A 13878-nucleotide genomic window follows, 5' to 3' on the forward strand; every position below is an offset into this window, starting at 1 on the left:
CCATAACGGATAAAACGCGATTCAGGAGGAAAGATTGCAACGAGCACGGTGTTATCTTCTGGGCGAGAGGGCTGTCGTTCTGGAACTGGAACCGCCAATGTCGCTGGAGAGTCAGCAGCGGATATGGGGGCTTGCTGAGCGCCTGAATCATCATGAAGAGGTGCTGGAAGCGATTCCGGGCATGAACAATCTAACGGTGCTGTTGGCGCATCCGCAGCAGGTGGCGCTGGATGCGATTGAACGCTTGCAGCGCTGGTGGGAAGAGAGTGAATCGCTGGTGTTTGACCCGCGCGATATCGATATTCCCGTTGTGTATGGCGGTGAGGCGGGACCAGATCTGGCGGAAGTGGCCGCTCACAGTGGCCTGACAGTGAGTCAGGTTGTGGAAGCACATGCGGCCGCACAGTATGTGGTCTACTTTTTGGGCTTCCAGCCGGGCTTTGCCTACCTTGGCGGTTTAAACGAGAAGCTGCATATGCCGCGTCGCGCCGAACCACGCCTGCGCGTGCCGGCGGGATCGGTCGGGATTGGTGGCGCGCAGACAGGGATTTATCCGCTGGCGACGCCGGGTGGCTGGCAGCTGATTGGTCACACCTCGCTGAAGCTGTTTAATCCAAAAACGATGCCGCCAACGCTATTGCGTCCTGGCGATAACGTTCGGTTTCTGCCACAGAAGGAGGGCGTATGCTGAAGGTTATCCATGCTGGATTGCATACTTCGGTGCAGGACGGCGGTCGCGTCGGCTTTCGTCGTTTGGGTATCAGCCAGTCAGGCGCGCTCGATCTGCCTGCTCTGACAATGGCCAACCTGCTGGTGGGCAACGCGGAGAATGCTGCTGCGCTGGAAATTACGCTGGGCAAGTTTACCGCAACATTCACCACCGCCTGCTGGGTGGCGCTGACCGGTGCGGACTGCCATGCCGACCTGGATGGCAAACCGCTCTGGACAGGCTGGCGTTTCGCCGTGAAGCCGGGGCAAACGTTGAAAATGCGCATGCCGCGTAATGGCATGCGCAGCTATCTGGCCCTGTCCGGCGGTGTGGATGTGCCGGAAGTTCTCGGGTCGCGCAGTACCGATTTGAAAGCCGGTTTTGGTGGTTTTGACGGACGCTTGCTGATGGATGGCGATGAGCTCCCGCTGGGAACGCCGACTCGTGAACTGACGCGAGAAGTCGGTATCAAGCAGCTGTTGTTCGGCAACCGCGTGCGGGCATTACCGGGGCCGGAGTATCAGGAATTCAGCGAAGAGATGCAGGAATTGTTCTGGCGAACTTCCTGGCAACTGAGCCCGCAAAGTAACCGTATGGGTTACCGTTTGCTGGGGGCTGAGCTACAGCGCGCCGCATTGCCGGGTAGCAAACCGCGCGAGCTGCCATCGCATGGGCTGCTGCCGGGCGTCGTGCAGGTTCCGCACAATGGTCACCCTATCGTACTGCTGGCAGATGCGCAGACAACCGGCGGTTACCCGCGTATTGCGACGGTGATCGAAGCCGATTTATTCCATTTAGCGCAAATCCGGCTCGGCGAACCGATACATTTTATTCACTGTACGCAGGCACAGGCGCAAAAAGCGGCCGAAGAACAGCGGCGCTACCTCGAACAACTAGCGTGGAGGCTGCATGATTATTGATCTGAATGCCGATCTGGGTGAGGGGGGCGAGCATGACGAAGCGCTGCTGAAGCTGGTGACGTCAGCCAATATTGCCTGCGGGTTTCATGCCGGTGATGCGCAAACCATGCGTCAGTCAGTGCGTTGGGGAATCGGTTATAAGGTCGCGCTTGGCGCACATCCGAGCTTTCCCGATCGTGAAAATTTTGGCCGCAAGGCAATGAATGTGCCTGCGGAAATTGTCTTTGCCCAGATGGTGTATCAGCTTGGCGCGCTTAGCGCGATTGTTGCTGCCGAAGGGGGCACGCTGTCGCACGTTAAGCCCCACGGCATGCTTTACAATCAGGCGGCATGCGAACCGGCGCTGGCCGATGCGATAGCCAAGGCGGTGAAGGTGGTGAATCCGGCGTTGCGCTTAGTCGGTCTGGCGGGAAGCGAGTTAATTCGCGCCGGGCAGCGGCTGGGACTGGAGACGCGTCAGGAAGTGTTCGCCGACCGCTGCTATCTGCCTGACGGATCGCTGGTGCCGCGTACTCAGGCGGGGGCCTTGATTAACAGCGATGAACTGGCGCTGGCGCAGACGCTGGAGATGATTCAACGCCAGCGGGTCAGAGCGATTGACGGTTCCTGGGTGAACGTGCAGGCGGATACCGTGTGTATTCACGGCGATGGACAACACGCGCTGTTGTTTGCCCGCAAATTGCGTAACTGCTTTAGCCAGCATCAGATCGCTGTTGCTGCGGCATAATCATTATTTTTGTATGACGGAGATAACCGATGAAAACCGTTTTGATCACGGCGTTTGAACCTTTTGAGGGTGAAGCGATTAATCCCTCATGGGAAGCGGTAAAAGGACTTCATCAGCGAGAAATTGGCGGTGCGCGCGTGGTGGCCTGCCGCTTATCTTGCGTCTTCGATCTGTCACTGGAACAGCTTTACCGCGCGATAGCCGAATGGCAGCCGGAAGTGGTGATCGCGGTAGGGCAGGCGGGCGGCCGTGCTGATATTTCTGTCGAACGCGTGGCGATTAATATTAATGACGCCCGCATTGCGGATAACCGAGGCAACCAGCCGATTGATACACCGGTGGTGGAAAAGGGGCCGGTTGCGTATTTCTCGACGCTGCCGGTGAAAGCGCTGGTGCAGGCATTGCGTGCAGCGGGCATTCCAGCGTCAGTGTCGCAAACCGCAGGGACGTTTGTCTGCAACCATGTGATGTACGGGCTTTTACACCAGTTGCATCAACAGGGCGATGTGGTTCGCGGCGGATTCGTTCACATTCCCTATTCGCCGGAGCAGGCCGCGCGACACCCCGGTGAACCGAGCATGCCCACGCCGTTAGTCACGGCGGCGCTGGAAGTGATGATCAAGCAGTCGCTGGTGCAGCAGGTTGATGTGGCGATTACTGGCGGTGCTCTGCACTAGTTCAGTTAATCGCGTAATACGTCTGATTTTCAGGGAGTAAGGTATGCCGGAAGGACCGGAAATTCGCCGGGCGGCCGATAAGCTGGTTGAGGCCGTCGTGGGAAAAACGCTGACGCGTGTTTGGTTTGCGTTTCCAGAACTGAAGCCATACGAAGCAGAATTGGTCGGGCAGCAGGTCAGGCAGATCGAAACGCGCGGAAAGGCGCTACTGACCTATTTTAGCAACGATCGGGTGCTGTATAGCCACAATCAGCTATATGGCGTGTGGCGCGTCGTGAATGCCGGTGAGTCGCCGGAAACGAAGCGAGATTTGCGCGTCCGGCTGGAAACGCAGGGTCGCGCCATTCTGCTTTACAGTGCGTCCGATATTGAAATGCTGACGCCGGAGACGCTCTCGACGCACCCTTTCCTGCAACGTATTGGCCCTGATGTCTTGGATCTCTCACTGACGCCGGAACAGGTATGTGAGCGTCTGTTATTACCGCGCTTTCGCCGTCGCCAGTTCAGTGGGCTGCTGTTGGATCAGGCTTTTCTCGCCGGGCTGGGGAATTATCTGCGCGTCGAAATTCTCTGGCAGGCACAGCTTGCAGCACAACACACGGCAGCACAGTTGAATGAGGAACAGTTGCAGACGTTAAGTCGAGCGCTGCTGGAGATTCCCCGTTTGTCCTACAACACGCGCGGCAGCGTTGATGAAAATCGGCATCACGGGGCGATTTTTTCGTTCAAGGTTTTCCATCGAGAAGGGGAACGCTGCGAGCGCTGCGGCGGGATCATCGAAAGAACGATGCTGTCATCACGCCCATTCTATTGGTGCCCGAGTTGTCAGAGTTAATAATGTGAGTGATCTATGCGCAAGATGAATACGTTAATTCCAGAAATGATTGTCTCTGACTTACAAAAGAGTCTGGAATTTTATTGTCACGTTTTGGGATTTCAGATTGAGTACGACAGGCCTGAAGATAAGTTCGCATTCCTTTCATTTCATGGGAGCCAACTGATGCTGGAACAGGATTATTTAACCGAGTCGCCCTGGCGTGTGGAACCATTAGAACTGCCGTTTGGTCGCGGTATGAATTTATCGATTGAGTGCCCGGATGCTCAGACGCTGGCGGCGGCAATTGAGCGTGCGGGCTATACGCTACGCAGACCGGTTGAAACGTGCTGGTATCGCGATCATGAGGTGTATCACGGGGAAAGTAATTTTCTGGTACAGGATCCGGATGGCTATTTATTGCGATTCACGCAAAGTTTAGGCTGTAAGTCATCCCTTTAGTGCAGTTATAACAAAGGCCGGAATCCCGGCCTTTTTGATACGTACTGAATGGATTAATCGTGTTTCAGATTGGATGCAAAGTCACGTTTGTCGTAGCCGGTATACAGCTGACGTGGACGGGCAATCTTGATGCCGTCGGCGTGCATTTCGCTCCAATGCGCAATCCAGCCCACAGTACGCGCCATCGCAAAGATAACGGTAAACATGGAAGACGGAATACCCATCGCTTTCAGGATGATGCCTGAGTAGAAGTCCACGTTCGGGTACAGTTTCTTCTCAATGAAGTACGGGTCGTTCAGCGCGATATGTTCCAGCTCCATCGCCACTTCCAGCAGGTCGTCTTTTCTGCCCAGCTCTTTCAGCACTTCATGGCAGGTTTCACGCATGACGGTAGCGCGCGGGTCGTGGTTTTTGTACACACGGTGGCCGAAGCCCATCAGGCGGAAGGAGTCGTTCTTGTCTTTTGCACGTTCGATAAACGCAGGGATGTGCTCCACGCTGCTGATTTCTTCCAGCATACGCAGGCAGGCTTCGTTCGCGCCGCCGTGTGCCGGTCCCCACAGCGAGGCGATCCCCGCGGCGATACAGGCAAATGGGTTCGCACCAGACGAACCAGCAGTACGCACGGTAGACGTCGAGGCGTTTTGTTCGTGATCGGCATGCAGGATCAGAATACGGTCCATGGCACGTTCCAGCACTGGATTCACAACATATTCTTCACAAGGGGTGGAGAACATCATGTGCAGGAAGTTACCCGCGTAGGACAGGTTGTTTTTCGGATAAACAAACGGCTGGCCCAGTGAATATTTGTAGCACATCGCTGCAACGGTCGGCATTTTGGACAGCAGGCGGTAGGCCGCGATTTCGCGGTGGCGCTCAATGTTAATGTCCAGTGAATCGTGATAGAACGCCGCCAGTGCACCGGTGACGCCGCACAATACGGCCATTGGATGTGAATCGCGACGGAAGCCGTGGAACAGACGAGTAATCTGCTCATGGATCATGGTGTGACGTGTCACGGTGGTCTTGAAGGTTTCATACTGTTCTACCGTCGGGACTTCACCGAACAGCAGGATGTAACAAACTTCAAGATAATTCGATTTTTCAGCCAGTTGGGCAATCGGGAAGCCACGGTGTAGCAAGATGCCTTCGTCGCCGTCGATATAGGTAATCTTGGATTCGCAAGATGCGGTAGAGGTAAAGCCGGGGTCAAATGTGAAGTAACCTTTAGAACCGAGGGGACGAATATCAATCTCATCATACCCCAATGTACCTGATAGGACATTTAGCTCAATTGGATCTTTACCCTCTAGAGTAAGAGTTGCTTTCTTATCAGCCATTTACAGTCTCCTTAGCGCTTTAATTTTAAATATTTTCACTGAAGAAATACCGTCATGCCTGTGCACCGGGCAGATAATGACCGGTGAAACTCTGTCGTGACACAGTCGTCAAATAGGATACAGAGTAAGGCGGATAGCCGCATTCAGGATGAAAAATTCGTTCTCCAGGTAATTAACGATATTCAGATAAATGAGTGGTGCTCTGAATAGATTGTAGTCATTACCTATGACTTTTACGTGGACTCTCTTCACTGTTACATAAGTTACGCCAGTGTGGAAGTGTCGCCGTCGTGCTTTAACACATCATAAGGAATTCAATCCCCTAGTTGTAATTGAAATGTTGAAGTTTTGTCAAATCAGATAATTAATTTTATATAAATTGTGAAATTCGTGATCTAAATCACTGTTCGGGGCAAATGTCACCAAACAGTTTGTATGGGAATTGTAATGGGAATGTGAAGTACCTATACTGCCGACAGGTCTCCGGAATCACCCTGCAGTAGGAGCACCCAGTATGAAAGGATCATGCGCTGTTTAGACACCGGAATGTCGATGTTTGAGCGCGTATCATAAACCCACTTTCCAGGGCTGTAACTTTCATGCTGTCTGACCTCACATCAGGCCCGGAGGAAGAAACAATAATAAAAGCTGTGTGGGCAAATCCGTGAAAAAACAAAGACCTGTCAATCTGGAATTGCAGACGATCCAGTTTCCCGTTACTGCGATAGCATCTATTCTTCACCGCGTCTCCGGCGTTATCACCTTTGTCGCTGTCGGTATTTTACTGTGGCTGTTAGGCACTTCTCTTTCTTCAGAGGAAGGGTTCCTGCGCGCTGCGGAAATTATGGATAGCTTCATCGTCAAGTTTATCGTTTGGGGCATCCTCGTCGCGTTGGCTTATCACATTGTTGGTGGTATACGTCACCTGTTGATGGATTTTGGTTATATAGAAGAAGACCTTGCCGCAGGTAAGCGTTCTGCAAATATCTCCTTTATTATTACTGTCGTGCTTTCAATTCTGGCTGGAGTCCTCGTATGGTAAGCAATGCTTCTGCGTTAGGACGCAATGGCGTACACGATTGGTTACTGATTCGCGCTTCCGCCATCGTCATTGTTCTGTATGTAATTTATATTATTGGTTTTATTGCTACGGCTGGCGACATCACGTATGAAATCTGGCGTGGTTTCTTCGCGATGGCTCTCACCAAAGTATTCACACTGCTAACGTTATTTTCCATTCTGGTTCATGCCTGGATAGGGATGTGGCAAGTGCTGACCGACTACATTAAACCGCTGGCCTTACGCCTGACTTTACAGTTGGCGATTGTCGTAGCGCTGTTGGTGTACGTCATTTATGGAACTATTGTGGTGTGGGGTGCGTGATGAATTTGCCAGTCAGAGAATTTGATGCAGTTGTTGTGGGTGCGGGTGGCGCAGGTATGCGCGCCGCACTGCAAATTTCCCAAATGGGCCTGTCCTGTGCCCTGTTATCGAAAGTATTCCCAACCCGTTCCCATACTGTGTCCGCGCAGGGCGGTATTACCGTTGCGCTGGGCAACACCCATGAGGACAACTGGGAATGGCACATGTACGACACCGTAAAAGGGTCGGACTACATTGGCGATCAGGACGCGATTGAATATATGTGTAAAACCGGCCCGGAAGCGATTCTGGAACTGGAACACATGGGATTACCGTTCTCCCGTCTGGATGATGGAAGCATTTATCAGCGTCCGTTCGGTGGTCAATCCAAGAATTTTGGCGGCGAGCAGGCTGCGCGTACCGCAGCTGCGGCTGACCGTACCGGTCATGCCCTGTTGCATACGCTGTATCAGCAGAACCTGAAAAATCACACCACTATCTTCTCCGAATGGTACGCCCTCGATCTGGTGAAGAATCAGGATGGCGCGGTTGTCGGCTGTACGGCGATCTGTATCGAAACCGGTGAAGTCGTCTATTTCAAAGCGAAAGCGACCGTGCTGGCAACTGGCGGCGCAGGCCGTATTTACCAGTCCACGACCAACGCACACATTAATACGGGTGACGGCGTGGGCATGGCACTGCGTGCGGGCGTTCCGTTGCAGGACATGGAAATGTGGCAGTTCCACCCAACTGGTATTGCAGGCGCGGGTGTGCTGGTGACCGAAGGTTGCCGTGGTGAAGGTGGTTACCTGCTGAACAAGCATGGTGAACGCTTCATGGAACGCTATGCGCCAAACGCGAAAGATCTGGCTGGCCGTGACGTTGTTGCCCGTTCCATCATGATCGAAATTCGTGAAGGCCGTGGCTGTGAAGGCCCGTGGGGACCACACGCCAAGCTGAAACTGGACCATTTGGGTAAAGATGTTCTGGAATCCCGTCTGCCGGGCATTCTGGAGCTGTCTCGCACATTTGCTCACGTCGATCCGGTGAAAGAGCCGATTCCTGTTATCCCAACCTGCCACTACATGATGGGCGGTATTCCGACCAAAGTGAGCGGTCAGGCGTTGACGGTGAATGAGAAAGGCGAAGATGTGGTGATTCCAGGGCTGTTTGCCGTGGGTGAAATTGCCTGCGTCTCGGTCCATGGTGCTAACCGTCTGGGCGGTAACTCGCTGCTCGATCTGGTGGTATTCGGTCGCTCAGCGGGTATTCATTTGCAAGAATCGTTGGAAGAGCAGGGCGAAAGCCGTGATGCCAGCGAATCCGATATTGAAGCCTCGCTTGACCGTATGAACCGCTGGAACAATACCCGTTCAGGGGAAGATCCGGTGGAAATCCGCAAGGCGCTGCAATCCTGTATGCAGAATAACTTTTCGGTCTTCCGCGAAGGCGATGCGATGGCGAAAGGGTTGGAAGAGCTGAAAGTGATTCGTGAACGCCTGAAAAATGCGCGTTTGGATGACACATCAAGCGAGTTCAACACCCAGCGTATCGAGTGCCTGGAGCTGGATAACCTGATGGAAACTGCGTACGCGACAGCGGTATCGGCTAACTTCCGTACCGAAAGCCGTGGCGCGCACAGTCGCTTCGACTACCCAGAGCGCGATGATGAAAATTGGCTGTGCCATTCGTTGTATCTGCCGCAAACCGACAGCATGACGCGCCGTGAGGTGAACATGCAGCCTAAACTGCGTCCGGCGTTCCCGCCGAAAATACGTACTTATTAATTGCGGAGATCAAACGATGAAACTCGAATTTTCTATTTATCGTTACAACCCGGATGTTGATGATGCTCCGCGGATGCAGGATTATCAGTTAGAGGCAGAAGAAGGCCGCGACATGATGCTGCTGGATGCGCTGATGCTGCTGAAAGAGCAGGATCCGACGCTCTCATTTCGTCGTTCCTGCCGTGAAGGCGTCTGTGGTTCTGACGGCGTTAACATGAACGGTAAAAACGGGCTGGCCTGTATTACGCCTGTTTCCGCGTTACAGCGTGGAAAAAGCAAAATTGTTATCCGTCCTTTACCGGGATTACCGGTTGTGCGTGATTTGGTAGTGGACATGGGGCAGTTCTATGCTCAATATGAGAAAATAAAGCCTTACCTGTTGAATAATGGGAAAAATCCGCCGGCGCGCGAACATCTGCAATCGCCAGAACAACGTGCCAAACTGGATGGGTTGTATGAATGCATCATGTGTGCCTGCTGTTCAACGTCTTGCCCATCTTTCTGGTGGAACCCAGACAAGTTTGTTGGGCCTGCGGGGCTGCTGGCGGCGTATCGTTTCCTGATTGACAGTCGTGATACGGAAAGTCAGCCACGACTGGACGATCTAGACGATGCATTCAGCGTCTTCCGCTGCCACGGCATCATGAACTGCGTCAACGTGTGTCCGAAAGGGCTGAACCCGACCAAGGCTATTGGTCATATTAAGTCGATGCTGTTGCACCGCAGCGCGTAACGGATAATCAGTACGTAACGTGTTATTGCATAAAGATTAAGTAGTAAAACATGTATCTCCCTCTGAAGTTGCTATTCTTCAGAGGGAGCGCAGGAAACCTTTAAAAACCGGCTTACGCGCCCGAACCGGTTTTTAAAGGTTCCTTAGGGGGGATGGATACCCTAAGCGCGTACCGAAGTACGACAAGTGAACCGTTTGTACGGCGAACGATATACGGACACTAATTACATGTTAACCACGGCGAAAACTGAAGCTTATTAGCTTAAGGGATCATGATGCAGAACGGCGCGATGAAGGCCTGGCTGGATTCCTCCTATTTGGCGGGTGCGAATCAGTCCTACATAGAGCAACTCTATGAAGATTTTTTAACCGATCCTGACTCGATCGAACATAGCTGGCGCTCGATCTTCCAGCAATTGCCTACGAGTGGGGTCAAACCGGATCAACTCCATTCCAAAACGCGTGAATATTTCCGCCGTCTGGCGAAAGACTCTTCGCGCTTTACCTCGTCAGTCACCGATCCCGATATTGATGCTAAGCAGGTCAAGGTGTTGCAGCTGATCAATGCGTTCCGCTTCCGTGGACATCAGCAAGCTAATCTGGACCCGATCTTCCTGCGTCCGCAGGAACCCGTTGCAGAATTGGATCTGGATTACCACAATCTGACGCAGGATGACCTACAGGAATCCTTCAACGTGGGGTCTTTTGCCATCGGCAAAGACACCATGAAGCTGGAAGATCTGTATGACGCGCTGAAACGCACCTATTGCGGTTCTATCGGTGCGGAATATATGCATATGACCAGTACGGAAGAGAAACGTTGGATCCAGCAGCGTATCGAATCGGTCATGGGGCAGCCGTCATTCTCTCTGGAAGAGAAACGCCGTTTCCTGAAAGAGTTAACCGCAGCTGAAGGGCTGGAGCGGTATCTGGGTGCCAAATATCCTGGTGCCAAGCGTTTCTCGCTGGAAGGCGGTGATGCACTGGTTCCGATGCTGAAAGAGCTGATTCGCCATGCGGGTGCAAACGATACTCGCGAAGTGGTATTGGGGATGGCACACCGTGGCCGCCTCAACGTGCTGATCAACGTATTGGGCAAAAAATCTCAGGATCTGTTCGACGAATTTGCTGGTAAGCATAAAGAACACTTGGGCACCGGTGACGTTAAATATCACCAGGGCTTCTCGTCTGAATTCGAGACTGCTGGCGGTCTGGTGCATTTGGCGCTGGCGTTCAACCCATCGCACCTGGAGATTGTCAGTCCGGTGGTGACGGGCTCGGTACGTGCGCGTCTCGATCGTCTGAATAGCCAGAGTGGTCCACGTGTTCTGCCAATCACCATTCACGGCGATGCGGCAGTCAGTGGTCAGGGTGTGGTTCAGGAACTGTTGAATATGTCGACGGTGCGTGGCTACGAAGTTGGCGGCACGCTGCGTATTGTTATCAATAACCGTATCGGTTTCACCACGTCTAACCCGCTGGATATCCGTTCCACCGAGTACTGTACCGATATCGGTAAAATGGTGCAGGCACCGATTTTCCACGTTAACGCAGACGACCCGGAAGCGGTGGCGTTTGTTACGCGTCTGGCGCTGGATTTCCGTAATACCTTCAAACGCGATGTGTTCATCGATCTGATTTGTTATCGCCGTCATGGTCATAACGAAGCTGACGAGCCAAGTGCAACGCAGCCGATGATGTACCAGAAGATCAAGAAACACCCGACGCCGCGTAAGGTATACGCCGATCGTCTGGAGCAGGAAAAATCCATTACGCTGGAAGATGCCACCGAAATGGTCAACCTGTACCGCGATGCGCTGGATGCCGGTGAATGCGTGGTGGAAGAATGGCGTCAGATGGATATGCAGTCCTTTACCTGGACGCCGTATCTGAACCATGAGTGGGATGAGCCTTATCCGCATGCAACGGAAATGAAACGTTTACAGGAACTGGCGAAGCGTATCAGTGAAGTGCCAGAAGGGATTGAAATCCATCCTCGTGTTGCCAAAGTCTATACCGACCGTGCCGAAATGGCTGCGGGCAACAAACCATTTGACTGGGGCGGGGCAGAAACGTTGGCCTACGCCACGTTGGTCGATGAAGGTATTCCGATTCGCCTGTCTGGTGAGGACAGCGGTCGCGGTACGTTCTTCCATCGCCATGCTGTGGTGCATAACCAGATAAATGGTTCCAGCTACACGCCGCTGAACCATGTGCATAACGGGCAGGGCGAGTTCAATGTTTGGGACTCCGTATTGTCTGAAGAGGCGATTCTGGCGTTTGAATACGGCTATGCGACCGCAGAACCACGCACCCTGACCATCTGGGAAGCGCAGTTTGGTGACTTCGCCAACGGTGCGCAGGTCGTTATCGACCAGTTCATCAGCTCCGGTGAGCAGAAGTGGGGCCGTATGTGTGGTCTGGTCATGCTGCTGCCGCACGGTTACGAAGGTCAGGGCCCAGAGCACTCGTCTGCTAGACTGGAGCGTTATCTGCAATTGTGCGCTGAGCAAAATATGCAGGTTTGTATCCCGTCAACGCCAGCACAGGTTTATCACATGCTTCGCCGTCAGGCGCTGCGCGGTATGCGCCGTCCGCTGGTGGTCATGTCACCAAAATCTCTGCTGCGCCATCCGCTGGCGATATCTTCACTGGATGAACTGGCAAATGGTTCCTTCCAGCCGGCGATTGGTGAAGTAGAAGAATTAGATCCGGCAGCCGTGAAGCGTGTCGTGCTTTGTTCCGGTAAGGTCTACTATGATTTGCTGGAAAAGCGTCGCAAGAACGAGCAAAAAGATGTCGCGATCGTCCGTATCGAACAGCTTTATCCGTTCCCGCATCAGGCCGTTCAAGCTGCGCTGGAATCGTTTGCCCATGTTCACGATTTCGTGTGGTGTCAGGAAGAGCCGCTGAATCAGGGAGCCTGGTATTGCAGTCAGCACCATTTCCGTGAAGTGATTCCGTTTGGGGCTTCTTTACGTTACGCAGGACGCCCGGCGTCTGCATCACCCGCCGTTGGCTATATGTCCGTACACCAGAAACAACAGCAAGATCTGGTCGATGACGCGCTGAACGTTAATTAAATAAAAGGATAGATAATGAGTAGCGTAGATATTCATGTACCCGACCTGCCTGAATCCGTCGCTGATGCCACTGTTGCTACCTGGCATAAAAAACCAGGCGATAGCGTTCAGCGCGATGAAGTACTGGTTGAAATTGAAACTGACAAAGTTGTGCTGGAAGTTCCTGCCACTGAAGCGGGCATCCTTGATGCCATACTGGAAGAGGAAGGTGCTACGGTAACGTCTCGCCAACTGCTGGGCCGCATTCGTCGTGGCGACAGCTCTGGTAAAGAAACCAGCGAGAAGTCACAGAGCAAAGAATCAACACCGTCACAGCGCCATACGGCTGGTCTGGAAGAAGAGAACAGCGATGCGCTCAGCCCGGCGATTCGCCGTCTGATTGCAGAGCACGATCTCGATGCCTCTGCTATCAAAGGCAGCGGCGTAGGCGGTCGAATTACCCGTGAAGACGTGGATAAACATTTGGCTGCCCAGAAGAAAGAGTCGGGTAAAGCGCCTAAGTCCGAAGCGCCAGCTGCTTCTCCGGCACCCGCTCTGGGCGCGCGCAGCGAAAAACGCGTACCGATGACGCGTCTGCGTAAGCGTGTTGCAGAACGTCTGCTGGAAGCGAAAAATAGTACGGCAATGCTGACGACGTTCAACGAAATCAACATGCAGCCAATCATGGATCTGCGCAAGCAGTACGGCGATGCATTTGAGAAGCGTCACGGTGTGCGTCTGGGCTTCATGTCCTTCTACATCAAAGCCGTGGTCGAAGCGCTGAAGCGTTATCCAGAAGTGAATGCGTCTATTGATGGCGAAGATGTGGTTTACCACAACTATTTCGATGTCAGCATCGCGGTGTCTACCCCGCGTGGTCTGGTTACGCCAGTGCTGCGTGATGTGGATGCGCTGGGCATGGCCGACATCGAGAAGCGTATCAAAGAACTGGCTGTGAAAGGCCGTGACGGCAAACTGACGGTTGAAGAACTGCTGGGTGGTAACTTCACGATTACCAACGGCGGCGTCTTTGGTTCTCTGATGTCTACCCCGATCATCAACCCACCGCAGAGTGCGATTCTGGGCATGCACGCCATTAAAGATCGCCCGATGGCGGTTGATGGCCAGGTCGTTATTCTGCCGATGATGTATCTGGCGCTGTCTTACGATCACCGTTTGGTCGACGGCCGTGAGTCCGTTGGCTTCCTGGTGACAGTGAAAGAGATGCTGGAAGATCCAGCTCGTCTGCTGTTAGACGTTTAGTCCGACAGATAGGCTCTCGGGC

13 protein-coding genes are annotated in these 13878 nt (G+C 53.2%); 12 read left to right on the top strand and 1 reads right to left on the bottom strand.

The annotated features are described in order from the left end of the window. The first annotated feature begins 34 nt into the window (after positions 1-34). From pxpB to BJJ97_RS11745, 6 genes are read left to right on the top strand one after another with little or no spacing between them, the layout of a single operon-like run. A complete protein-coding gene (gene pxpB, locus BJJ97_RS11720; protein WP_095994030.1) occupies positions 35-691 on the top strand; it encodes a 5-oxoprolinase subunit PxpB in 657 nt (218 codons plus the stop codon). Beyond that, complete coding sequence (gene pxpC, locus BJJ97_RS11725) at positions 685-1629, top strand: 5-oxoprolinase subunit PxpC (protein WP_095994031.1); 945 nt, start codon at positions 685-687, stop codon at positions 1627-1629. The genes pxpB and pxpC overlap by 7 nt, the downstream gene beginning before the upstream one ends. Further along, positions 1619-2356, top strand: coding sequence for a 5-oxoprolinase subunit PxpA (pxpA, locus tag BJJ97_RS11730; protein WP_095994032.1), 738 nt, complete (start codon positions 1619-1621; stop codon positions 2354-2356). The genes pxpC and pxpA overlap by 11 nt, the downstream gene beginning before the upstream one ends. A 29-nt stretch (positions 2357-2385) precedes the next feature. Continuing rightward, on the top strand, positions 2386-3033 hold the full coding sequence (gene pcp, locus BJJ97_RS11735; protein WP_095994033.1) for a pyroglutamyl-peptidase I: 648 nt from the start codon (positions 2386-2388) through the stop codon (positions 3031-3033). Positions 3034-3076: 43 nt separating this feature from the next. Beyond that, positions 3077-3868: an endonuclease VIII gene (gene nei, locus BJJ97_RS11740; RefSeq protein WP_095994034.1), complete on the top strand. Its 792-nt coding sequence runs from the start codon at positions 3077-3079 to the stop codon at positions 3866-3868. A gap of 45 nt (positions 3869-3913) precedes the next feature. Beyond that, positions 3914-4309: a bleomycin resistance protein gene (locus tag BJJ97_RS11745; protein WP_227003600.1), complete on the top strand. Its 396-nt coding sequence runs from the start codon at positions 3914-3916 to the stop codon at positions 4307-4309. A 53-nt stretch (positions 4310-4362) separates the two neighbouring features. On the opposite strand, the gene BJJ97_RS11750 is transcribed toward BJJ97_RS11745, so the two are convergent. Further along, positions 4363-5649: a citrate synthase gene (locus tag BJJ97_RS11750; protein WP_039482753.1), complete on the bottom strand. Its 1287-nt coding sequence runs from the start codon at positions 5647-5649 to the stop codon at positions 4363-4365. Positions 5650-6301: 652 nt separating this feature from the next. On the opposite strand from BJJ97_RS11750, the gene sdhC reads away from it, so the two are divergent. The 6 genes from sdhC to odhB all read left to right on the top strand — a co-directional run bounded on the left by sdhC (position 6302) and on the right by odhB (position 13856). Beyond that, positions 6302-6691, top strand: a complete 390-nt coding sequence (sdhC, locus tag BJJ97_RS11755; protein ID WP_039275597.1) for a succinate dehydrogenase cytochrome b556 subunit — start codon at positions 6302-6304, stop codon at positions 6689-6691. Beyond that, positions 6685-7032 (top strand): succinate dehydrogenase membrane anchor subunit, encoded by a 348-nt coding sequence (gene sdhD / locus BJJ97_RS11760; RefSeq protein WP_010284997.1) that lies wholly within the window; start codon positions 6685-6687, stop codon positions 7030-7032. The genes sdhC and sdhD overlap by 7 nt, the downstream gene beginning before the upstream one ends. Then, entirely contained in the window at positions 7032-8798 is a 1767-nt protein-coding gene (gene sdhA, locus BJJ97_RS11765; protein ID WP_095698881.1) for a succinate dehydrogenase flavoprotein subunit, read from the top strand. The genes sdhD and sdhA overlap by 1 nt, the downstream gene beginning before the upstream one ends. A gap of 16 nt (positions 8799-8814) precedes the next feature. Further along, positions 8815-9531 (top strand): succinate dehydrogenase iron-sulfur subunit, encoded by a 717-nt coding sequence (locus BJJ97_RS11770; RefSeq protein WP_095698882.1) that lies wholly within the window; start codon positions 8815-8817, stop codon positions 9529-9531. A 275-nt stretch (positions 9532-9806) separates the two neighbouring features. Then, a complete protein-coding gene (gene sucA / locus BJJ97_RS11775; protein WP_095698883.1) occupies positions 9807-12614 on the top strand; it encodes a 2-oxoglutarate dehydrogenase E1 component in 2808 nt (935 codons plus the stop codon). A 15-nt stretch (positions 12615-12629) separates the two neighbouring features. Next, entirely contained in the window at positions 12630-13856 is a 1227-nt protein-coding gene (odhB, locus tag BJJ97_RS11780) for a 2-oxoglutarate dehydrogenase complex dihydrolipoyllysine-residue succinyltransferase (protein WP_095994036.1), read from the top strand. The last annotated feature ends 22 nt before the right edge of the window (positions 13857-13878 follow it).

The sequence above is a fragment of the Pectobacterium polaris genome, assembly GCF_002307355.1.
Classification (GTDB): Bacteria; Pseudomonadota; Gammaproteobacteria; order Enterobacterales; family Enterobacteriaceae; genus Pectobacterium; species Pectobacterium polare.